The sequence below is a fragment of the Oscillospiraceae bacterium NTUH-002-81 genome (genome assembly GCA_032620915.1).
Taxonomy (GTDB): domain Bacteria; phylum Bacillota; class Clostridia; order Lachnospirales; family Lachnospiraceae; genus JAGTTR01.
In genome coordinates this window covers 3,208,695-3,231,476 of sequence record CP136052.1, presented here as the reverse complement: position 1 = coordinate 3,231,476, position 22,782 = coordinate 3,208,695, and the positions used below count along the sequence as shown (strand labels likewise).

General features: G+C 53.7%; 22 protein-coding genes. 19 read left to right on the top strand and 3 right to left on the bottom strand.

Annotated elements, in window-relative coordinates:
- Positions 1–22: 22 nt before the first annotated feature.
- The 11 genes from cdaA to RJD28_16040 all read left to right on the top strand — a co-directional run bounded on the left by cdaA (position 23) and on the right by RJD28_16040 (position 10,777).
- The gene (gene cdaA, locus RJD28_16090) at positions 23–901 is read left to right on the top strand and encodes a diadenylate cyclase CdaA (GenBank protein ID WNV57692.1); all 879 of its coding nucleotides are present in this window, start codon (positions 23–25) and stop codon (positions 899–901) included.
- Positions 879–2,129 carry a CdaR family protein gene (locus RJD28_16085; GenBank protein ID WNV57691.1) on the top strand — a complete coding sequence of 417 codons (1,251 nt, stop codon included), beginning with the start codon at positions 879–881 and terminating at the stop codon, positions 2,127–2,129. The genes cdaA and RJD28_16085 overlap by 23 nt, the downstream gene beginning before the upstream one ends.
- A gap of 99 nt (positions 2,130–2,228) precedes the next feature.
- Entirely contained in the window at positions 2,229–2,492 is a 264-nt protein-coding gene (locus tag RJD28_16080) for an HPr family phosphocarrier protein (GenBank protein ID WNV57690.1), read from the top strand.
- An 84-nt stretch (positions 2,493–2,576) separates the two neighbouring features.
- Positions 2,577–4,973, top strand: a complete 2,397-nt coding sequence (locus tag RJD28_16075; GenBank protein ID WNV57689.1) for a DUF2142 domain-containing protein — start codon at positions 2,577–2,579, stop codon at positions 4,971–4,973.
- Positions 4,974–5,020: 47 nt separating this feature from the next.
- Positions 5,021–5,527: a DUF2142 domain-containing protein gene (locus tag RJD28_16070; GenBank protein WNV57688.1), complete on the top strand. Its 507-nt coding sequence runs from the start codon at positions 5,021–5,023 to the stop codon at positions 5,525–5,527.
- A gap of 187 nt (positions 5,528–5,714) precedes the next feature.
- On the top strand, positions 5,715–7,247 hold the full coding sequence (locus RJD28_16065) for a lipopolysaccharide biosynthesis protein (GenBank protein WNV57687.1): 1,533 nt from the start codon (positions 5,715–5,717) through the stop codon (positions 7,245–7,247).
- Between the two features lie 3 nt (positions 7,248–7,250).
- On the top strand, positions 7,251–7,775 hold the full coding sequence (locus RJD28_16060; GenBank protein WNV57686.1) for an acyltransferase: 525 nt from the start codon (positions 7,251–7,253) through the stop codon (positions 7,773–7,775).
- A complete protein-coding gene (locus RJD28_16055) occupies positions 7,772–8,782 on the top strand; it encodes a glycosyltransferase family 2 protein (protein ID WNV57685.1) in 1,011 nt (336 codons plus the stop codon). Before RJD28_16060 ends, RJD28_16055 begins: the two co-directional genes overlap by 4 nt.
- Before the next feature lie 2 nt (positions 8,783–8,784).
- Positions 8,785–9,750, top strand: a complete 966-nt coding sequence (locus tag RJD28_16050) for a glycosyltransferase family 2 protein (protein ID WNV57684.1) — start codon at positions 8,785–8,787, stop codon at positions 9,748–9,750.
- A gap of 5 nt (positions 9,751–9,755) precedes the next feature.
- A complete protein-coding gene (locus RJD28_16045; GenBank protein ID WNV59654.1) occupies positions 9,756–10,517 on the top strand; it encodes a glycosyltransferase family 2 protein in 762 nt (253 codons plus the stop codon).
- Positions 10,508–10,777 carry a hypothetical protein gene (locus RJD28_16040; protein ID WNV57683.1) on the top strand — a complete coding sequence of 90 codons (270 nt, stop codon included), beginning with the start codon at positions 10,508–10,510 and terminating at the stop codon, positions 10,775–10,777. Before RJD28_16045 ends, RJD28_16040 begins: the two co-directional genes overlap by 10 nt.
- A 63-nt stretch (positions 10,778–10,840) precedes the next feature.
- On the opposite strand, the gene RJD28_16035 is transcribed toward RJD28_16040, so the two are convergent.
- Positions 10,841–11,626, bottom strand: coding sequence for a hypothetical protein (locus tag RJD28_16035; protein WNV57682.1), 786 nt, complete (start codon positions 11,624–11,626; stop codon positions 10,841–10,843).
- Positions 11,627–11,828: 202 nt separating this feature from the next.
- Between RJD28_16035 and RJD28_16030 the strand changes: the two genes are divergently transcribed.
- The 5 genes from RJD28_16030 to RJD28_16010 all read left to right on the top strand — a co-directional run bounded on the left by RJD28_16030 (position 11,829) and on the right by RJD28_16010 (position 17,550).
- Positions 11,829–13,046, top strand: a complete 1,218-nt coding sequence (locus tag RJD28_16030; GenBank protein WNV57681.1) for a glycosyltransferase — start codon at positions 11,829–11,831, stop codon at positions 13,044–13,046.
- A gap of 3 nt (positions 13,047–13,049) precedes the next feature.
- Positions 13,050–13,796, top strand: a complete 747-nt coding sequence (locus tag RJD28_16025; GenBank protein ID WNV57680.1) for a glycosyltransferase family 2 protein — start codon at positions 13,050–13,052, stop codon at positions 13,794–13,796.
- 9 nt (positions 13,797–13,805) lie between these two features.
- Positions 13,806–15,188 (top strand): MBOAT family protein, encoded by a 1,383-nt coding sequence (locus tag RJD28_16020; GenBank protein WNV57679.1) that lies wholly within the window; start codon positions 13,806–13,808, stop codon positions 15,186–15,188.
- Positions 15,189–15,241: 53 nt separating this feature from the next.
- The gene (locus RJD28_16015; GenBank protein ID WNV57678.1) at positions 15,242–16,597 is read left to right on the top strand and encodes a hypothetical protein; all 1,356 of its coding nucleotides are present in this window, start codon (positions 15,242–15,244) and stop codon (positions 16,595–16,597) included.
- A gap of 98 nt (positions 16,598–16,695) precedes the next feature.
- Entirely contained in the window at positions 16,696–17,550 is an 855-nt protein-coding gene (locus tag RJD28_16010; GenBank protein WNV57677.1) for a 4Fe-4S binding protein, read from the top strand.
- 81 nt (positions 17,551–17,631) lie between these two features.
- Here RJD28_16010 and RJD28_16005 read toward each other — a convergent pair whose 3' ends face one another.
- Together RJD28_16005 and RJD28_16000 are read right to left on the bottom strand one after the other, a co-directional pair.
- Positions 17,632–19,107: an amino acid carrier protein gene (locus tag RJD28_16005; GenBank protein ID WNV57676.1), complete on the bottom strand. Its 1,476-nt coding sequence runs from the start codon at positions 19,105–19,107 to the stop codon at positions 17,632–17,634.
- 29 nt (positions 19,108–19,136) lie between these two features.
- A complete protein-coding gene (locus tag RJD28_16000; GenBank protein ID WNV57675.1) occupies positions 19,137–20,318 on the bottom strand; it encodes an aminotransferase class I/II-fold pyridoxal phosphate-dependent enzyme in 1,182 nt (393 codons plus the stop codon).
- A 211-nt stretch (positions 20,319–20,529) separates the two neighbouring features.
- On the opposite strand from RJD28_16000, the gene RJD28_15995 reads away from it, so the two are divergent.
- The 3 genes from RJD28_15995 (at position 20,530) to rfbD (ending at position 22,656) form a co-directional block, all read left to right on the top strand.
- Positions 20,530–21,228, top strand: coding sequence for a glycosyltransferase family 2 protein (locus tag RJD28_15995; protein ID WNV57674.1), 699 nt, complete (start codon positions 20,530–20,532; stop codon positions 21,226–21,228).
- Positions 21,229–21,231: 3 nt separating this feature from the next.
- A complete protein-coding gene (locus tag RJD28_15990) occupies positions 21,232–21,663 on the top strand; it encodes a DUF2304 domain-containing protein (GenBank protein ID WNV57673.1) in 432 nt (143 codons plus the stop codon).
- A gap of 138 nt (positions 21,664–21,801) precedes the next feature.
- Complete coding sequence (gene rfbD / locus RJD28_15985) at positions 21,802–22,656, top strand: dTDP-4-dehydrorhamnose reductase (protein ID WNV57672.1); 855 nt, start codon at positions 21,802–21,804, stop codon at positions 22,654–22,656.
- The last annotated feature ends 126 nt before the right edge of the window (positions 22,657–22,782 follow it).

The window sequence follows — 22,782 nt, the reverse complement described above, 5'->3', positions numbered from 1 at the left end:
AAAGGAACGGAGGTGAGTGTAAATGTCAGAGACGATTCTCGGATGGTTTCGGGATGGATTTGCAGGTCTTAGGCCTACTCCCATGGATTTTGTGGAGATCCTGATCCTGACGGTGGCTATTTATCAGCTGCTGCGCTGGGTCAAGCGCACACGGGCCTGGATCTTACTGAAAGGCTTTGCCGTACTTCTGCTTTTTACACTTGCAGCCAAACTGCTTCATATGGATACGATCTACTGGCTGGCAGAGAAGATCCTGGGACTGGGAATTACGGCATTGCTTGTGGTATTCCAGCCGGAGCTGCGCAAAGGCCTGGAAGAGCTGGGCAAGAAAAAGTTTCTGCAGGGCATTCCTTTGCTGGATCCCGTGCGGGAGGAGGCTGGTCTGTTCAGCGACCGGACACTCAATGAGATCGTCAAGGCTTCCTTTGAGATGGGAAAGGTGCGGACCGGCGCCCTCATTGTTCTGCAGCAGAACTATCCGCTGACAGAGTATGAGAGAACCGGCATTGCACTGGATTCCATCGTCTCCAGCCAGCTGCTGATCAATATTTTTGAACACAATACACCGCTTCATGACGGGGCCGTGATCATCCGGGGAGACCGGGTGACTTCCGCTACCTGCTATCTGCCGCTGTCAGATAATATGGAGCTGAGCAAGGAACTGGGAACGAGACACCGGGCCGGTGTAGGCATCAGTGAGGTGACGGATTCTCTGACGATCATTGTATCCGAGGAGACCGGCAAGGTATCCGTGGCTTACGGCGGTGAGCTGGAGCGCGGTATGGATGCGGCACGGCTGAAGGAGCGCTTAAAGCTGTTCCAGAATAAGACGATGGAACCCAAACCGCGGTTCCGTTTCTGGAAGGGGAAGGTGAAAGATGAGAAAGAGGATCATGCATAACTGGAAGTTAAAGCTGCTTTCTCTCGTCAGCGCCATTCTTTTGTGGCTGGTGGTTGTGGGCATCAATGACCCGGTCCGGACGTTTACCTTTTCGGGCATCCATGTAGATGTGGTAAACAGTTCCGCCATTACCAGCGAGGGAAAGGTTTATGAAGTGCTGGATGACAGCGATGTGATCACGATCCAGGTAAAAGCACGCCGGTCGGCTGCGCTTTCGGATACGGATTTCAAAGCGGTTGCCAACATGCAGGATATCCAGCTGATGAAGTATGTACCCATCAATATCAGCTGCACGAAGAATGTAAACATCCAGAGCATTACGACAAAGACACCGAACCTGAAGATCAGTATCGAGGATTCGGATACGAAGACGCTGCCCATTGTGGTGCGGATCAATGGAACACCGGGGGCAGGCTATATCATTGACAAAAACAATACCATTGCGTCGCCGGAGAGCGTGCGCATCACCGGCGCAGCCAGTGCGATCCGCAAGATCAGCAGGGTATATGCAGAGGTGGATGTGTCCGGCATCACCAAGGACACCGAGAGGATTACTTCCCTGTCACTGTACAACGGTGACGGCGATTCCATCAAGAACAGCTCTCTGACCTACAACATTGACACGAACAGCATTGATATTTCCATCAAGCTGCTGAAGACAAAGGAGGTGCCGGTGAAGGCTTCGGTATCCGGCCGGGCTGCGGACGGCTATGCCTATACAAAGGTCAGCTGCGAACCGTCCACCATTACTCTGGCGGGCAAGGAGAATGTGCTGAAAAATGTGACCGCCATTGAGATTCCGGCTTCCGATGTGGACATCAGCCAGGCCACAGCCGATGTGGAAAAAGTGGTGGACATCAGCACTTACCTGCCGGCGAATACCCAGCTGGAGGAAGAAGAATCGGCCACCGTAGCTGTGACGGTATCGGTGGAGAAGCTGGAGGAGCGGACGGTGACGCTGGAAAAGAGCAGGATTTCCCTGGAGAACGTGCCGGATGGCTACCAGGCTTCTTTCCTGACAACCACTGATCTGTCCTTTACCGTGAGAGGCCGCAGGGCCAGCATGGAATCTCTGGATACGTCCCAGTGGACGGGCCAGATCGATCTGTCCGAATATCGGAAGGCAGACACGTATGAGGTACCGGTGACGATCAATCTGCCGGATGGCTATGAGCTGCCGGATACGCCCATTGCGGTTGTAAAAATTGAGAAAGATACGGCGAACTAACCAAAAGAATAATTAATTTCCGGGAATCTCTTGTGCAGTTTATAATAATCTGGTATAATCTGACATAGAAGACTGAAGAAATTAATGGGAGGGATCAGCATGGTAAGTCAGAAAGTGGTAATTAAGAACCCTACCGGGCTGCATCTGCGTCCGGCTGGAAATCTGTGCAGGGAAGCAATGCAGTTTAAGTCCTTGATTACATTTTCATTCCGCGAGACGACTGCCAATGCGAAGAGTGTTTTAAGTGTCCTGGGTGCCTGCGTGAAGTGTGGGGATGAGATTGAACTCCACTGCGACGGCGCAGACGAAGAAGAAGCACTGCATTCGCTGGTGGCTGCGATCGAGAATGGATTAGGCGAATAAGATACCTTAACAGGCTGGTGCGGATGCATCAGCCTTTTTGTATAATTAGGAAGTTTCACAGGAAATTTACATGGAGGAAATCATTTGAAAGAGAAGATCACACGCTGGCTGCAGGCATACGGCAGGCTTCTGACCGGTCTTGCCATCCTTTTGTGCGTTGCGGGGCTGGCAGTCAGTTATATGAAACCGAAACAGAAGCTGGAGACGGTGGCTATCAATATGGGAACCGAGGGCGAAAGCACCGTACCGTTGAAAAACGACGAGAGCATCCGTTATGTCTGCGACACGAAAGGATATCCCATGGCGGGCATCCAGGTGGGTGTGACGAAGAACGGGTATACTTTTACGGATATGCAGCTGATCTGCAGCGTCTATGACGAGGCGGGTACCACACTACTGTCCCGGAGCGGGGTGACGCTGGCGGAACTGGATGAAGGGCAGTACGTCTACATTCCCTTTGACAATTATAAGCAGTGTATCGGGACATTAACCATCGAGTTCACGGTGGCAGGCGGGCAGGGCGAGTATCCGGGGTTGTTCATCAACAGTCAGACCATGGACGATGCTGCCACCTATGTCAACGGGGAGCTTCTTTCCGGCAATCTGAAATCCTACTATATTTATAAGCTGGACTATTATCCGCTGCTGTTCGATCTGTGCACGGCGCTGCTGCTCTTTGTGGGCGTGTTTTTCCTGACCGGACGGAAAAAAGACAATGTGGTGGGAACCTTCCTGCTGTGGGTGCCGAAAAGCAAGAAAGAGGCGGCATCCCCTGTGCAGGCCAGCAGAGTGATGTGCACACGGACAGATTCTGAAGTTGTGAGCGGGAATTTAGCCGAGAATGAGAAAACAGAGACAGAATCAGACCGCGAAATGGATGGTAGTATCGAAAGAGCAGGGACGGCGCTGATTTCGGATGAAATCGAGAAAACAGATGTGACGACTGGAACTGCGGTATCGAACCGGCATCGACGCGATATGCTATGCAGACGCTGGCCCTTCCTTGCAGGCCTGGCGGCGGCAGTCGTGGTGGTGCTTCTGGAGATCTTTTATTTCAACCAGAACGGTCTGAAATATGGCACTTACCAGGAGACATACCGGCTGGACGGCACGGACGACCGGGTGGACATGCAGATGGAAGAGTTTACCTCTGAGCTGGACGAGCAGACGGCGGAAGATCTGCGCTATCAGGACGAGATGAACCGGCTGTATTATGAGCTGCTGGGGGCGGAATACGAGAGCACCCTGGATGAGACGCTGACGGTCATCGATGGCAAGACATACAAGACGGTGAGCCAGGCGGTGGTGCACATTGATCTGGGGGAGGCAAAGTTTGTCCGCCAGATGCAGTTTTCCTATCCGGTGGACGAGAGCAAATATGCCAGCTATGGCGTGGAAGCCCGGTTCTATAAAGACGGCAAGTTGCTCAATGATTATCTGTTGTACGATACGGTAAATTCCCGGATCGATACGGGCTACATGAACGTATCCCTGCTGGCGGACTCCGTGGAGCTGATCACCTACGGCGATTTTGCTTTTGAGGGTACGTGGGTGACCGCGTCCTTCCGCAATGATTTCCAGTTCAACTGGTATCGGGTGATCTTCCTCATCGGCACTGCATGGATGCTGCTGTTCCTGCTCTGCCAGAAGAAATTGTTTATCAAACGGCTGGAGGTGGCCTTTGCCATTGTCTGCCTCTGGTTTGGCGGCTGCATGGTGATCCTGGTGGGCAGCAACCAGTCCGGCTGGGACGAGCATATCCATTTTCTGAAAGCTTACGAGGCATCCTTTGGCTCCACCATCGAGACGCCGGAGGCGGCCATGGGCATGCGCGGAAAATACAATCCGGAGTTTGCCAGCCTGACAGAGCGCCGGGCGGTAACGAAATATCTGCGGGACAACGACGATCTGGACAAGGCGGACATTTCCTATCAGTCCAAGTTTATCGGGTACAGCACCCGGGCCTACCTGCCCCAGGCCATCGGCCTGAAAGTGGCCAGGGCTCTTCATCTGCCCTTTGACTGGCAGTATATGGCGGGCAAATTCGGCAATCTGGTATTTTATATTCTGGTGCTCATGCTGGCCATCCGTATCAGCCGGTCGGGAAAGAAGTTTATCGCTTTGCTTGGTATGATGCCCACGCCGCTGTTTCTGGCATCGGAATACACCTACGACGCCTTTATCACAGCCTTCTTATTTCTGGGCTTTGTGCTGTGGGTGAATGAGATCCAGAGTGAGGAAAAAGCTGACCTGGTACCGGGCGCTGGTGATGATGGGCTGTTTTGTGGCCGGCAGCTGGTCCAAGCAGATCTATATTTTTATGATGCTTCTGCTGGTATTTCTGCCCAGGCGGAAATTCAACAGCCGGGTGAGCGAGTGGGTGTTCAAGGGCATGACGGTGGCCTGTGTGCTGCTCATCCTGACGTCCATTTTCAGTGCACCGGGGGCTGCCAAGACGCTGGCCATCGGCACCGGCATTGATTATGATTTCTCCACGGCGGGCGACCGGCGGGTGCAGGGGTGTGTCCATGATGGGACAGATCCAGTACATTTTGGCCAATCCGTTGACTTATACGGTACTGCTGCTGAAAAGCATTGCCCGGACGGCGGTTGCCTACACCCTTTGCCGGTTCCCCTGGCTGGATCTGGCTTACTGCGGCATTTTCCCGGCAGCGGCGTCCTTTGTGACGGCAGCTCTGCTTCTTCTGGCGGGTTTTGTCCGGGAAAAAGGTGAGGACTGCCCGGTGGTGGGCAAGTGGTACAAGCTGTTGCTGGCCGTGATGATCTTCGGTGTGGTGTGCGTCATCTGGACGTCCCTGTACGGTACTTTCAGCGTGGTGGGCGCTGCCGCCATCGACGGTGTGCAGGCCCGGTATTACATCCCGCTCATGCTGCCGTTCCTGTATCTGTTTGGCAACCGGAAGCTGGTGTGGAAAGGCAGCCGGGTGTGGTATTACCGGGTGCTGTTCCTGGGGGCCGCGCTGCTCAACGGATATGGCATCTACCAGTATATTTTGAAAGCTACGCTGTTCTAAATCTAGATAAAGTAACAGTTCGCCCGGCGCCATTCGCAAAACCGCATCTTTGATGCTCTCCGCTGCATTGCAGCTCATTTTTGCTCATAATAAGGCGCTCTCTTTATACAATCTTGCAGACAAATTTATATGCAAGCATAAAATTTGCCCACAGAATTGTATAAGCGAACTGGGAAAGAGATAAATCATGAATAAAAAACAGTTATTTATCAGTATGACCGCCCAGATCGTGTCTTTTGCGGTGAGCATGGGCGTCAGCTTCATCTTAAGCCCCTATCTGGCGAAGGCCATCGACATCAGTGCCTCGGGTTTTGTGACCCAGGGCAACCAGTTTGTGTCCTACGCCCAGATCCTCGTCTCGGCGCTGAACACCATGGCCAGCCGGTTCATCACCGTGAGCATCCATCAGGGCAAGGAAGAGGAAGCCAACCGGTATTTCTCCTCGGTGTTCTTCGGCAACGTGTTCATGGCGGCGGTGTTTGCGGTTCCGGCCACGTTTCTCATCCTGTTTGTGGATCAGATCATGAACGTGCCCGCGGCCATGGTGACGGATCTGCAGATCATGCTGTTTTTCGTCATGCTGAATTTTGTCCTGAATATTATCCTGTCTGTGTTCAGCGTGTCGGTCTATGCCAAGGACCGGCTGGATCTGCTGGCCATCAAAACCATTGAGTCCGAGATCGTGCGCATGGTGCTGCTGGTGGGCTGCTACACCTTTTTCCGGCCTTACATGTGGTACGTGGGCATCGGCTCCGTGGTGTACACGCTGGTGCTGGGACTGGGCAACTATCGCTACACAAAACGGCTCATGCCCGAGGTGCACATCAGCCGGAAATACTTTGACATGGGAAAAATCAAAGAGCTGGTGTCTTTGGGTGCCTGGAACTCCGTCACCCGGCTGGGGCAGACGCTGCTGGAGGGGCTGGATCTGCTTATCGCCAACATTCTCATCGATCCCGGCGCCATGGGCATTCTGGATTTTGCCAAAAAAGTACCCCTGTGCATCGTGAACCTGATGTCCAGTGTGGTGGGCATTTTCAATCCGCAGATCACGATTTTGTATGCGGAGGAAAAATATGATGAGATGGTGCAGATGATCAAGAGCGCCAACCGGATCATGATTTTCATGCTCAGCATTCCCATTGCCTTTGTGACGGCCTTCGGCGATATTTTCTTCTCCCTGTGGCTGCCGGCCTACGACGCGCACCAGCTGCATCTGCTCTGCGTGCTGTCCATGGGCACGCTGTATGTCAGCATGAGTATCCAGGTGCTTTACCACATTTTCATCATCACGAAAAAGGTAAAGGTGAACTCCCTGGTGGTGCTGCTGTCGGGATTTCTGTCCACGGGCACGGTGTTTTTGCTGCTGAAAACGACGAACCTGGGGCTGTACGCCATCGTGCTGTCCAGTGCCTTTTACGGATGGCTGCGAAACCTCTTGTTCACGCCGCTGTACGCCAGCAAATGTCTGCAGGTAAAGTGGACGACCTTCTACGGGGACATCCTCACCGGCGTGAAATCTCTGGTGTGCGTGGGGCTGGTGGGCCTTTTGTTCCGCACCGTGTTCCCCATCCATTCCTGGATCACGCTGATCGGCTTTGGCTGCGTGGCCGGGGTGGTGGCGCTGATCGTCAACTATCTCATTGTGTTAAAGAAAGAAGAGCGTGCCATGGTGGCAGGCTTTGTGAAAAAGAAGCTGCACCGGCAGCAGGAGGGATAAGCCATGGATATGGAGCTTGCGGCGAGAGCGGCATTCACGCTGCCAAAAGAATTGTTCTGGAAAATCAAATATGGCGGACGGCTTTCTCTGGCGCTGGTGCAGTCCTTTGGCCGGGGCTGTGTGTTGCGGCTGGGAAAAGAGGCCCGCGTGTCCCTGGGCCGGGAGACGGTGTCCCGGGGTGGGCTGACCATCCGGGCGGAGCAGGGGAAAATTGTCATCGGAGACAAGTGTTTTTTCAATACGAACTGCAGTCTGACGGCCATGGAGGACATCACCATCGGGGATCGCTGCCAGTTCGCCAACAACCTGGTCATTGTGGATCATGACCACGATTACCGGGCGGGCTGGGGCCATTACCGGACAGCGCCGGTGCATATCGGCAATGACGTGTGGGTGGGGGCCAACTGCGTGATCCTCAAAGGGACCACCATCGGCGACCACTGCGTCATCGCGGCGGGCAGTGTGGTGTCCGGGGAGGTGCCGCCGGGCACGGTATTTTATCAGAAACGGGAAAGGGTAGTGAAATGATCAGTATTGTCGTACCGGTTTACAAAAGTGAGCGCACCCTCCATCGGTGCGTGGACAGTCTGCTGCGCCAGACGTACAGCGATATCGAGGTGCTGTTGGTGGTGGACGGCTCGCCCGACCATTCTGCGGAGATCTGTGAGGAATATGCGGACAAAGATGCCCGGGTGCGGGTGCTCTACCGCCACAACGAGGGCGTGTCCCAGGCCCGGAACCGGGGTGTGCAGGCAGCTGGCGGAGAATATATCTGTTTCGTGGACAGTGACGATTTCATCGAGGCCAATACCTGTGCCCGGATGCTGGAGATCATGGATGCGGAATGCTCGGATCTGGTCATTGCCGGTTTTCATCATATTTACCTGGGCAGAGATGTGAAAAAATGTCCCCGGGAGGAAAAAACATACACGCGCCAGACGTTTCCGGCGGCATTTCTCGATCTGTACGAGGACGGTTTTTTAAATATGCCCTGGAATAAGCTGTTCAAAAAATCGCTGATCCGGGAAGGCTTTCCCCACGACCTGAATCTGGGGGAGGATCTGCTGTTCAATCTGGCCTATCTGCAACAGGCCCCCCGGATCAGCGTGACCCGGGAGATGTTCTGCCACTATATTCAGGAGGACAAGAAAAACACGCTGTCCACCAGACGGCGGGCGGACAAGCTGGAGATTGCCTCCCGGATCTGTGACCGGACGAAAGCATTTTACCGGGAGCTGGCGGGGCCGGAGGCGGACTGTACCCGGATTGACGGAAAGTTTGTGAAGGAATTCCTGGACGAGGTGGAAGGGCTGGCCTTTGACGATGACCTGACAAAAGCGGAGAAAAAGCAGCTCATCACCTCCTACAGCCGGAACGCTTACATGCAGGCGGCCAATGGGCCTGATCTGTGGCTTCCGGCGCTGGATTACCGCATCATCAACCATTTTTTCCGGCAGGGAAATACGGAAGCGGTGTACGTGCTCATCTATCTGCGCAAAATGGTGGTGCAGCTGGTGCGGAAAATAAGGGGATAAGTATGATAAATGTGTTGATAAGTGTGATCATTCCGATCTACAATGTGGAAAAGTATCTGCGGCGGTGTGTAGACGGCATCCTGTCTCAGACGTACCGGAACCTGGAGGTTATTCTGGTGGACGACGAGTCGCCGGACGGCTGCGGCGCTATCTGTGACGAATATGCGGCAAAGGATGACCGGGTGGTGGTGATCCATCAGAAAAATAAGGGGCTGTCCGGCGCCAGAAATGCGGGCATCGATATGGCAAAGGGCGAGTATCTGGCCTTTGTGGACTCGGACGACTATGTGACGGACGACTTTATCCTGCGGCTTTACGAGGCGGTGGCCACCACCGGCAGCGATATGGCCCAGTGCAAGTGGAAGTATGTCACCGGGGAAGCCGTGCCCGATCCGTTAAATGACACCGGCCGGATCGATGTGTTTACCGGTGCCCAGATGATGAGCAACCTGTACATTCACGACGGTGCCTATTTTGTAGTGGCCTGGAACAAGCTGTATCACCGGTCGCTGTTTGACGGCATCCGCTACCCGGAGGGGCGCATCCATGAGGATGAGGCCACCACTTACCGGATTTTTGACCGGGTGAAAAGGGCGGCGGTCATTGATGCGTGCATGTACGGCTATTTTACCGGCAACGACAGCATCACCCGGGGCAATTTTTCCAAAAAACGGCTGGACTGGGCCTGGGCGGTGCATGAGCGGATCCTGTTTCTGGAATCTCATGCTCAGTATGAGCAGATGTTGCCCGCGGCGCTGAAAGCCTTTGCGGACGGCTGCATCGATCTGTATTTTAAATGTGTCCGTTTTCTGCCGGATTCGAAAAAAGAGCAGCAGGAAATGAGAGATTACGTGAAAGAAAGCCTGAAACGCTGTGCCCGGTTTGGCGGATTTCCGTCCCGCACGGCGTACGGCTACCGGCTGTTTTTGCTGGCGCCGGGTATTTATCGGAGGTTGCTGAACTATTGAGCAGAGTGAGTGTGGTTGTACCGGTGTACAACGTGGAAAAATATTTGAAAAGATGTGTGGACAGCATCCGCAGCCAGACGCTGGAGGATATGGAGATCATCCTGGTGGACGACGGTACGCCGGACAATTCCGGGGCACTCTGTGATGCCTGGGCAAAAGAGGATGCCCGGATCCGGGTGATCCATAAGGAAAACGGCGGTCTTACCTCCGCCTGGAAGGCTGGGGCGGAAGCCGCCACGGCGGATTATGTGGGATTTGTGGACGGTGACGACTGGGTGGATGCAGACATGTTTGAAAAACTGCTGGCATCGGCGGAAAGCCACGATGCGGACATGGCCATCTGCGGCCTGGTGTACGATTACGAGGATAGCTCCCGGGAAAAAACGGTGGAGACATCCCGGCTGTCCCGGGAATCTTATGACCGGCAGGCCATCCGGCAGGAGCTGTTTCCGGTGCTCATCAACAACGGCACCTTCTTTGGACGGACGATTCAGGCGGCCCGGGTGACCAAGCTGTACCGCACGTCTCTGGTGCGTAAAAACAGCAAATACTGCGACAACCGGGTGACAGTGGGGGAGGATCTGCAGCTGACCTTTTCCGTACTCTGCGACGCTCAGCGGATCAGTTTTCTGCCGGATTATTATCCGTATCATTACTGGATCAACGAGGGTTCCATGACCGGTGGCTACGACCCGGATTATATGAAAAAAAATTGCGCTGACCAAATATCGCATCCGGTGGATCGCCAAGGTCAAAGATGTGTATGATTTTTTCCACCCAGATCGAAAATGATTTTCTCATCCTGTCCATCATGGCCATCCGCAGCGTCATTGTGAAAAATAAAAAGGCTCCCGCATCCTTTGTCATTGCCAGGATCCGGGGGATCTGTCAGCATCCGGAGTTTGTGAAAACCCGGAAGGCGTATCATATGGAAAGCATGCCGCTGTCCGTGCGGGTATACCTGCTGCTCATTCGGCTGCATCTGTATCCCGTGTGCTACGTGTGCGGGAGATTATTCTTAAAGTAAAGTTTCATTGCCGTTCTTTTTTCGACAGCAATTTTGACAGACTGTGAACAAAGGCACGATTCGTCAGGCATCCTCTCCGACGATCACTTTCGGGATGCCCCGCATGCTGGCGGCCACGTCTGTGAAGGAGCTCCAGTAGCTGCCCAGGATCTTGTCGGTGGCGGCCAGAGAGAACAGGTCGATCATGGCGTCGTGCATGCCCTGGACGCTGTTCCGATCGATGACCCGATTTTCGTTTGTAAGAAGCTTTTCCCCAAAATGTTCCCGGAGAATGGCTTCTTCTTTTTTCTCATCGGTGGCCAGGAAGAACCGCACCTCCGGGTCGGCGGCGATCTCCGCCTTCATGGCCCGGATAAAAGCGTCCGTGCCGCTTTTGCCGATGGCGGTCACGTTATCTGTCCGGCGGATGTGCACACCGATCATGTGAGAAGAAAAATCTGCGGTGATGGCGTTGATCTTCTCCTGGATCTGGGGCGTGGGCCGGAACAGATGGTAGTCCTCGGTGGGGTAGAACTGCTCCCACGTAAAAATATACACCGAATCCGAAAGCTTCTCGTAGAAATCTTCGTTCAGCATATCGCCGGTCTTATTTTTCAGGATGTCTTCATTATTAAAGCGCTGTCTGGCAGTGAGCTGCAAAAACAGCTTCTTCGGGTTGTTCAGGGAGTGGATGTTGATGAGCTCAAATTCGTCTGTGGGGAGGAACAATTCCTCAAAGGGACAGTTCAGTTCCGGCGCGTTCAGCCAGAGCACTTTTAAGGGAACGCCCTTTTTCCGGGCCAGGGTGGCGGCGGAATTAATGGAACGGATTCTATTGCATAAACCCCCGGAAGGTTGTATTATAATCATAGTTTCTCTCCTTTGTAGTAGGAATGAATTTTCTTGATTTGATGCCATCGGATTGCTTCGCAGCATGCTGCTCCCGCAATCCATCCGACATTCGAAATTCGCTGATTTACTGCGTAAATCGCTACTTTCTCATGTCTCGGCGGGTCTCAAATTTAGTATAACATCTAAAGTGACGACAGAAAAGGGTTTTGGTGATAACATTTTGAAGGTTTTGCAGATAAATACCGTCTGTGGCAGCGGCAGTGTCGGAAGAATTGCCACAGATCTGATGCTGACATTGAAAGAAGAAGGGCACGACTGTGAGATCCTCTACGGCAGAAGAAAAGCGCCGGAGGGTCTGGAGGGAGCCGTGCGCGTGGGCAACAACCTGTCCATGGCACAGCACGTGCTGGCTACTTTTTTCAAGGGCGAGCATGGATTTGCTTCCGAAAAAGTGACCGAGCGGATGATCGCCTGCATCAATGAATATCAGCCGGATGTGATCCAACTGCATAACATCCACGGGTTTTATCTCAACGTGGAGATGCTGTTCAATTATCTGAAGGTGGCCGGGATCCCGGTCGTATGGACACTGCACGATTGCTGGAGTTTTACGGGCCATTGTGCTTATTTTGATTATGCGGGCTGTGACCGGTGGAAGGAAGGCTGCGGGAACTGTCCCCAGCACCGGACGGCCTACCCGTACGCCATTTTTAAGGATAACAGCCGGGAAAATTACAAGCGCAAGGAAAAGGCGTTTACGAAGGTACCTAATCTCACCATTGTGACGCCGTCTCAGTGGCTGGCAGATCTGGTGGGGCAGTCCTTTTTGAAAAAATACCCGGTGAAAGTCATTCCCAACGGCATCGACCGGGAGGTATTTTCTCCTATGGAAGGGCGCTTTCGCAGAAAATATGGCCTGCAGGAGAAAAAGGTGCTGCTGGGTGTTGCCAATATCTGGGAAAAACGAAAAGGGCTGGATGTATTTCTTCAGCTGGCAAGTCGTCTGCCGGAGGAATACCAGATCGTCCTTGTGGGGGTCAGTGACCGGCAGAGCAAGAAGCTGCCGGAAAAGATTTTGGGCATTCCGCGGACAGGGAAGCCTTCGGAACTGGCCCAGTGGTACACACTGGCGGATATTTATGTAAACCCGACCTATGAGGATAATTTCCCAACCACCAATCTGGAGGCGTTATCCTGCGGCACACCGGTGATCACCTTTGCCACCGGCGGCAGCCCGGAAGCCATCGATGCCAGCTGCGGCAAGGTGGTGCCCAAGGGAGATGTGGATGCGCTGCTGGTAGCCATTCTGGATATGGAGGAGTCGCCGGTTTTAAAAGAAAGCTGCATTCTCAAATCCAGACAGTATGATAAAGAAGAACGTTTCCGGGAATATATCAAGCTGTATGAGGACATCCTGGAAGCAGACAAACAGGGGTGACGGATGAACGATAACTGGAAAGTGTCGATAATCACAACGACATTCAACGATGCTGCTCACCTGCGGCAGATCATGGAGCAGGTGCTGCGGCAGACCTATGAAAATATTGAGTACATTGTGGTGGATGGGGCGTCCAAAGACGGCACTATCGACCTTTTAAAAGAAATGGAACCGGCCTTTGGCGGGCGGCTGCGCTGGATCTCGGAGCCGGATGCAGGCATTTATGACGCCATCAACAAGGGCGTGCGCCTGGCCACCGGTGATCTCATCGGCTGCTGCTTCGACCATTTTACCGGGGATGACGTGATCGCCCGGATGGTGGATGTGATCCGGCGGGAGGGCACCGACGGCGTGCACGCGGATCTGGTGTACAAGGACGGAGATAAGGTCATCCGTACCTGGCGGCAGGGCCAGGGCAACATCCGTTTCGGCTGGATGCCGGGACACCCGACGCTCTATCTGAAACGGGAGGTTTACGAAAAATTCGGCCTGTATAAGACCGATTACGTCTGCTCAGCAGACTATGAATACATGGTACGCATTCTGAAGGACGGGGAAGTGCGCCTGTCCTACATCCCGGAAACGCTCATTGAGATGGATTACGGCGGAACGAGTACCAGCAGCCTCAAGGCATATTGGGTATCTCTGGTGGAGGGGCACCGGGGACTGAAGGAAAATCAGGTGCGTTTTGCCTGGTTTACGGATGCCTGCCGGATCTTGCGTCTGTTCACGCAGTTCATCAGGAGATAGGAGTTTTGTATGTTATTTTCCACAACCATCTTTTTGTTCGTATTTCTGCCGCTGGTTCTGGCGGTCTATTATAATCCAATCATCAGGAGCAGGCAGTTCCGCAACGTGTTTCTGCTCCTGGCCAGTATTTTTTTCTACGCTTGGGGCGAGCCTTTCTATGTGCTGCTCATGCTGCTCTCCATTGTGGTCAACTGGGGGCTGGGCCTGCTGGTGGATCGTTTCCGGAACCGGCCCGGGGAAAAAGCCGTGCTCCTCGTGACGGTGGTGTACAACCTGGGCGTTCTGTTTCTGTTCAAGTATCTGAATTTTACCGTAAACAATCTGAACCTGCTGTTCCGGTCAGACATCCGCGTTCCGCAGATCGCGCTGCCGGTGGGCATTTCCTTTTATACGTTCCAGGCCATGTCCTATGTGCTGGACGTGCACCGGGGCAAAGGCGAAGCGCAGAAAAATCCGCTCAATGTGGGATTGTACATTGCACTGTTTCCACAGCTCATCGCCGGGCCCATTGTCCGCTATGAGACCGTTGCCTGGCAGATCGGCCACCGGCAGGAGACATTGCACGGCTTTTACGAGGGCATCCTGCGGTTTATTTATGGATTTGGGAAAAAGATCCTGCTGGCAAATACGCTGGCCCTGGGGGCGGACGCCTGCTTCGGCGCCATTGCGGAGCGCAATCTGTCCTTCGGTGCCGCCTGGCTGGGGGCGATTTTTTATTCCCTGCAGATCCTGTTTGACTTCTCCGGCTACTCCGACATGGCCATCGGCCTGGGCAAAATGTTCGGCTTCGAGTTCCTGGAAAACTTCAATTATCCGTACATTTCCAGAACGGTCACGGAATTCTGGCGCCGCTGGCACATTTCTTTGAGCAGCTGGTTCCGGGATTATGTATACATTCCCTTGGGCGGCAGCCGGGTCAGCTCCCGGGCGCGGCACATTTTCAATTTGTTTGTGGTGTGGCTGCTTACCGGCATCTGGCACGGCGCCAACTGGACGTTCATCCTCTGGGGGCTCATGTACTTCGTGGTGCTCACCATCGAAAAAATGAGCGGCCGGGACAAAAAGCCCCTGCCTCTCTCCCGGGTGTATACCCTGATCATCGTCGTCGTGGGCTGGACCATCTTCCGGTCAGACAACCTGCCCCTGGCTCTGAAATACATCGGCAACATGTTCGGTGTCGGCTGCGCAGGATTTACTGATGCCAGCTGTGCACTCTACCTGAAAGAATACGGTGTCTATCTGGCGGCCGCCATCTTGGCCTGCATCCCCTGGGGGGCAGGTTCTGGCCAAAAAGGTGGATCGGAGCAAGCCCTGGGTACAGACGGGCATCCATCTGGCGGCATTTGTCGTCTTCGCTTTGGCTGTCACCTACATGGTAAAAGGGACTTATAATCCGTTTATATATTTTACCTTCTAAGGCGAAGCGCCTACCGAAAGGAAATCATATGAAAGAACGCTATAATAAACATGAAATTGCTGTGATCGTCCTGTTTGTGGGCATCCTGTTTGCCATGTTATTCGGCATGGCGGCGCCGTCTGTCTGCCGTCGTCTCGGCATTTCCCTGCCGGGCACCGGGAAGAACGATGCCGCAAATGAAGCCTCCATGTCGGAGACAGCCACCGCACAGGGGCCGGACAAGACGACAGAACCGGTGAATTTTGCGGAAACCTATCCCTTCGATGAAACCGCAGATGCGGAAAACAATGGCGGCATTTATGAGAAAATCCAGTCAGTGGAATCCAATCTGAAAGGAAAGATCAGCATCATCGAGGACGCGGCCAACGAGCAGGTGCCGGGACGCATCCGTTTTATCGAGGTGTACATCCAGATCCAGAAGCTGCTGGGCAGCCAGGTCATTGACGGTGACGACGTGGTGGTGAAGCTGAACAACGGCCTGCTGACGTTTTTAAGCGATCGCCTGACCGACGAAGAAGCCCACACATGTATTTCCAATCTGGAAGGGCTGGCCGACTATGCGGATCAACTGGGTGCGCAGTTTCTCTACGTGCAGACACCCAACAAGATCAACAAATACGATAACCAGCTGCCAGCAGGCGTGGAGGACTACGCCAATGAAAATGCAGACCGGCTGACGGAAGCCCTGACCACAGATGGCTATTCCGTGCTGGATCTGCGGGATGAGATTGTCAAGAATATGGATTTTGACAGCGCCTTTTATGCCTCCGATCATCACTGGAAGCCAAGAACCGGCCTGTGGGCGGCCCGGAAAATTCTGGAAACCATGAATGCACGTCTGGGCACCGATTTTGATGCCGACAAGTGCAGTCAGGATGCCTACGACGAGAAGATTTATGAGCATATTTTCCTGGGCGCACTGGGCAAAAAAACCGGTCTTGGCTATGTGCCGCTGGATGATATGAACCTGCTGACACCCAAATTTTCCACGGATTTTACCATGAAGATTGTCGGCTCCGGCAGGATTTATGAGGGCGATTTTACCCATACCTTCATGGATCAGAGCCAGCTGGTGGCTGATTACTACAACCGGAATCCCTATGCGGCTTATTTCCGGGACGATCAGGCACTGGTGGAGGTCACCAACCGCGAAACCACAGGGACACCACGGGTATTATTACTCAAGGATTCCTTCGGCCTGACTACCGCCCCTTTCCTGGCGACGGCCATTTCCGAGCTGGACGTCATTGATCTTCGGTATTTCAACGGCAGTCTGGAAAAATATATGGAAGAGACCCGCCCGGATATCGTGGTGGTCATGTACAACCCCAAGGCCATCACTGCGCCGGTGGGCTATCATGCCGATCTGTTTGATTTTCAATAAGAATGGGAAGAAGCGTAGATACGTGGAAAAACAACTGCAAGAAAAATCAGAAGCAAACGTCAGGTGTATGTAAGGCCTCTTTAAGGAGGGGGAGTAGGATGGATAAAAACGGTCTGCTGCGGGAAATTCGTGCACTTTATGAGGAATGTCCCGGCAATACGGTGTCGGAGGCACAGGCACTCTGCCCGGAAGTCATGGGGGAAAAGCTGTTTGAGGCGCCACTTTTGGGTATTGGCAGTGCAGAGGATGCATTGTTCACAGAATATAAAAAGCCGGAAGTGGTGGGCCCCTGGTTCCTGACGCCGACAGAGTGGATGGAAAGTGCCAGAACTGTGGTGTCCCTGTTTTTTCCGTTTACCCAGGCTGTGAAGAAAAGCAACTGGACATACACGGATGGCCCGTCACCGCTGTGGCTGCATGGCCGGATTGAAGGGCAGGAATATCTGAACAGTTATATGCGCAGGCTGAAAGAACGGCTGGAGGCACTGGGGCTGGAGGCCTGCGTGCCCGGCCTGGATGCCCGGTTTGTAAAAATTGTGGCAGGCCGGAATTTCACCGGCTATGCGGGCATCAGTGAGAAAACCTTCGGCAGCAACTGGTCGGAGCGGCATGCGGCGTATGTGTGCGGTCTGGGCACCTTTGGGATGTCCAAAGGGCTGATCACCGACAAAGGAATGGCAGGACGTTTTGTGTCCGTCCTGATCAGCGAGGAACTGCCTGCCGACCCGCGGCCATATCAGGGGATTTATGACAACTGTATTCGGTGCGGGGCCTGTGTCCGCCGCTGCCCGGTGGATGCCATCAGCCTGGAAAAAGGCAAGGATCATGTGCTCTGCGGCGCCTGGCTGGACAAAATGGGAGAAATCCATGCGCCAAGATATGGGTGCGGGCTGTGCCAGACAAAGGTGCCCTGTGAGAGTCGAAATCCGTCCGGTGTCAGATTTGCGGAATAATAAAACAAGAGCTGCGTTTATTCCCTCTTTTATGCTGAGAAGAATATGCGCAGCCCTTTTTATGTACAAATTCTGTAGCGTTTACCGTAGATTTTTCTGGATTTTCTCCATGACGACAGGATCTTCTTCTGCAAACGGATGGAAATTCGGGTCAACCTCACCCAGTCCCAGATACCGTGCTTTGTAGTCTTTCAGCAGTGCCCACACCTTGTCACGGAGCAGAAACAGCGCAATACCGTTGAAGAATACCGGGAAGGCGGTGGCAATGCTGACGATGGTCCAGAACAGGCCCGCGTCAGAACCGGTGAAATAGATGAAGGCGCACACACCCACCATGGTCAGCGGGAAGATGACGGAAAATGCCCGATGGGCGATTTTCTGGGCAGTGGGCCATTTTTTGAACAGGAACTCCAGCATGTTCTGGTAGTAGAGGTACCAGGTGGTGGAGGTGGTAAATGCGAAGACAATGGTCATGATGCCCACAAAATATTTGCCGAACAGGCCGAAGGCTTCGGTGAAGGCCAGCACGCCCAGCGCCGCGCCCCGGGTGCCGGAACTCCACACATCCGTGACGAGGATGGCCAGGCCGGTACACATGCAGACGATGATGGTGTCGCCGAATACCTCTACGGCGCCCCACAGGCCCTGGCGCATGGGATGTACCGTGTCCGCGGAACCATGGATCAGCGGGGAAGTACCGTTTCCGGCTTCATTAGAATAGATAGACCGGGAAACACCCTGCCGGATCGCCAGAGAAACTGCAGCGCCTGCGAATCCGCCTACAGCAGCGGTGCCGGAGAATGCGCCCTGGAAAATGCCCACCAGCATGGAGGGTACGTTGGTGATGTTCATGAGAATGATGACAACGGTGCCCAGCAGATAGATGGCGCACATGACGGGCACAATCTTTTCTGCCATCCGTCCGATGGCGTTTTCACCGCGGATGATGAGAAACAGAACAAAAGCGGTGTAAATGATGCCCACGGCCATGATGTTAAATCCGAAGGAGGCGTTCAGTGTCTCGGCGACTGTGTAGGAGCCGCTGCCCTGGGTGAACTGCATGAACAGGCCGATGGCGAAAAGTACGGACAGCGGGCCGCCGATTTTTTTGCCCTGCTCACCCTTGATGCCGCGCTCCATGTAATCCATGGCGCTGCCCACGTATTTGCCGTTGCTGTCTTTTCTACGGTAATAAAGGCCCAGCGAAATCTCAGCCATTTTCAGCATCATGCCGAAAAATGCCCAGACGAGCATCCAGAAAATGGCGCCGGGGCCGCCTACAGCAACAGAAGTAGCTACGCCGGAAATGTTGCCCATACCAACGGCGCCGCCCAGACCGATGCAGAATGCCCGGTAAGGAGAAATCTTGCCATTGCCGTTTTTGTCGTTTTGGGTTGCTTTTTCGAATACCGTATTTTTTAAAATGTGTCCGAAATGGCGGAAGGGGAAAAAGCCGCCCCGGAGCATGAAATACAGCCCCAGTACCATACAGAAAATCAGGAACGGCGTTCCCCATAAGATGCCGTCCAGCCAGTTCAGGAAATTGATCACTGCCATACTATATAAAGTCCTTTCTATATAAAAAATCAGTCAAAAACGCGCAGGGCGTTTTCAAAGTCTGCGATCAGGTCGCCCACATCCTCGATGCCGACGGACACGCGGATCATGCCCGGGGTGATGCCCATTTTCCGGCGCACGTCGTCCGGCACGCCCATGTGGGAAGAAGTCACCGGATGGCTCAGGGTCGTGTGCAGGCCGCCCAGCGTGGGTGCATAGCGGGGAAAACGCAGTGCTTTCATGAAGGCATCAATTTTTTCCATATCCTCCGGGACGATGAAACTGAGCATGGCGCAGCGGCCGTTCTCTCCAAACATGCGGTCAGCCAGCTCTTTCTGCGGATAGTCCGGCAGGCTGGGATGATTGACTTTGGATACGTGCGGATTGCGTGCCAATGCAGCCGCCAGCTGTTCTGCGTTGTGCATCTGCCTGGGCAGGCGGACGGAGGCCGTGCTGACGCCCCGCTGGATGAGCCAGGAGCTGAACGGATCGCCGGGGGTGCCAAGGAGCATGGCCAGAGGCTGGATCCGATCGCACAATTCCTGAGAGGTGGTGACTGAACCACCCATAGCGTCGGAATGTCCGTTCAGAAATTTGGTCAGACTGTTAATAACGATGTCGGCACCGAAGTCCATGGGACGGATGGCGATGGGGGTGGTGAACGTATTATCCACCATGAGCAGTGCGCCGTTTTCGTGGGCCAGGTCTGCCATGGCTTTCAAATCCACCAGCGTCAGGGTGGGGTTGGACAGTACTTCTGAGTAGATCAGCTTCGTTTCCGGACGGATGGCTTTTGCTGCCGCCCCGGGAATCTGGTAATCCGCGAACGTCACGTCCACGCCGAATTTTTTCAGGATATCCGTCATCACGGAGAAGGTTTCCCCGTAGATGTTGGCGTTGCAGATTACGTGATCTCCGGCTTTCAGCACCGTCAGCAGCGTGCTGGTGATGGCGCCCATGCCCGAGGAAAAAATCAGGGAAGCTTCGCCGCCCTCCAGACAGGAAATGATCTCGCCCAGCGCCGTCCGGTTGGGATTGCGGGTACGCACGTACGTGTAGCCTTTGGCAGCATAGGTTTCCTGCACTTCCTCAAAGCCTTTCATGGTGAAGGCCGTGGTGAGAAAACAGGGGATTGCTTCCGGGTGCAGGTCCATGCCGCGGACATCCGTGCCCTGGTAAAGGGCTTCTGTTGTAATAGATGCGTCTTTCATAAAAAACTCCTTGTTTTATCAGATTTGCTGTCAAGACAGCAGTAAAATCAAGTGATAACACACGGCTATAAAGTATACCCTGTTTTTCAGGGATATGCAAGTGGTAAGAATATCTTAAGCCGTTATGCGTTGCAAAAACGGGCGGAAGATGGTAAGATACACAAAGGGACAGGGGAAGTTCTGCCCATAAATGGAAATACTGAGGAATCGTATGAAGAAAATTGTGATTATTCCGGCATACAATGAGATCAGCAATATCCGCACAACGGTGCAGGACATTCTGGATCATGCGCCGGGTTTTGATTATGTGATTATCAACGACTGCAGCCAGGATGGCACGATGCGGTTCTGCACGGAGCAGGGCATGAATATCATCAACCTGCCGGTGAATTTAGGCATCGGCGGTGCTGTGCAGACGGGGTATCTGTATGCGTGGCGCAACGGCTACGACGTGGCGGTGCAGTTTGACGGGGATGGACAGCATGACGCAAGCTATCTTGGCGAGATGGCAGATTTTCTGCAGGAGCAGCAGGCGGATGTGGTCATCGGTTCCCGTTATATTAAGAAGGAAGGTTTTCAGTCTTCGGGCATCCGTCAGTTTGGCATCCGCTATTTCAGCGCGCTGATCAAGCTGCTGACGGGCAAACGGGTGACAGACCCGACCTCCGGCATGCGTATGGTGAACCGGGATGTGATGAAGATTTATTCGGAGGACTACCCCGTAGATTATCCGGAGCCGGAAAGTGTGGTTACGATCCTTCGCATGGGGAAAAAGGTATCGGAGATTCCGGTGATCATGCGGGAGCGGCAGGGCGGCGTGTCCTCCATTTCCCCGAGGAAGGCTGTGTACTATATGATCAAGGTAACGCTGGCGATCCTGATGGAATGCCTGAGAAAACGGAGGAAATAGCGTATGATGACGGTAAAATTGCAGATTACGATCCTTCTGGCTCTGGTGGTGGCGCTGGCGGCGATCGTCAATATGATCCGGCGAAAAAGCCTGGAACTGAAATATGCCCTTTCCTGGCTGTTTGCCCTGGCGGCGGTGGCGATTTTTGCCGCATTCCCCCGGGCGATGGTGGTGATGGCCCGGTTCCTGGGTATTGATGCCCCGGTGAACATGATCTTTTTCCTGGGATTTTGCTTTTCCCTGGTGATCATCTACATTCTGACGGTGTCACTTTCCCGCATGTCTACGAAGATGCGGCGGCTCACCCAGATCATTGCCCTGAACGAGGATCGGATCAAGGCGCTGGAGCAGCGGCTGGACCTGCAGGCGGGGGATGAGAGAGAAACTGCGGCATTGACAAACGGAGAAGAATGCAAAACATCTGACCGGAAATAAAAGGCATATGCAAAACATAAGGCGCCTGAAAACGAATAGAAATGACTGCCGGTAGTCTGAAAAGGCAGAAGAATAGAAAGAAACGACGGGATGAAAAGGCCCGCGTATATGGAAATACGGAAAGGAATGAACAGATACATGAAGAAGCTATTGATCACCGGCTGTAACGGACAGCTGGGAAGAGCGCTGAATGCGCTGTATGAAGGAAACAGAGAATATGAACTGATCAATACGGATGTGGCTGATCTGGATATCACCGATGTGGAGCAGGTGCTGAAACTGACCGGGCAGGTGAAGCCCTATGCCATTGTGAACTGCGCAGCCCATACAGCGGTGGATAAATGTGAGACGGACGGCGACAATGCTTACCGGATCAACGCCATCGGCCCGAGAAACTTAAGCATCGCGGCCCGGAGATACGGCGCCAAGATGGTACAGGTATCTACGGACTACGTGTTTGACGGTCAGGGCACCCGTCCGCTGACCGAGTTTGATGCGCCGGCACCCCGGAGTATGTATGGCAGAACCAAGCTGGCCGGAGAGAATTTTGTGAAAGAGTTCTCCGATGAGCATTTCATCATCCGTACCGCATGGCTGTACGGTGACGGCAAAAACTTTGTGAAAACCATGCTGCGCCTGGCAGAAACCCACGATGAAGTCCGCGTGGTGCGGGATCAGGTGGGATCACCCACGAGCGCTGCGGAGCTGGCAAAGATGATCGCTTATTTGCTCCCCACAGACAACTATGGTCTGTTCCACGGCACCTGCGAAGGTGTGTGCAGCTGGGCTGATTTTGCAGCAGAGATTTTCCGGCTGGCAGGCAAGAAGACTCATGTAGAGGGCATTACCACCGCAGAGTACGAGGCAGGTACCCCGACGGCAGCACCGCGTCCGGCCTATTCCGTGCTGGACAATTATATGCTGCGGCTGACGACCGATTACAGCTTCGCCCAGTGGGAGGACGCCATTCGGGAATACATCGCACAGATGTAAAAAGCAGATGATGATTTGCTGTAGATGATGGCTTGCCGTAGAATGTCTTCGTAAGTACGTTATTTCTACGCATATCGGTGTGCGAATTGAAAGTTGAAAATATGAAAATCGAATGATTTTAGGAAG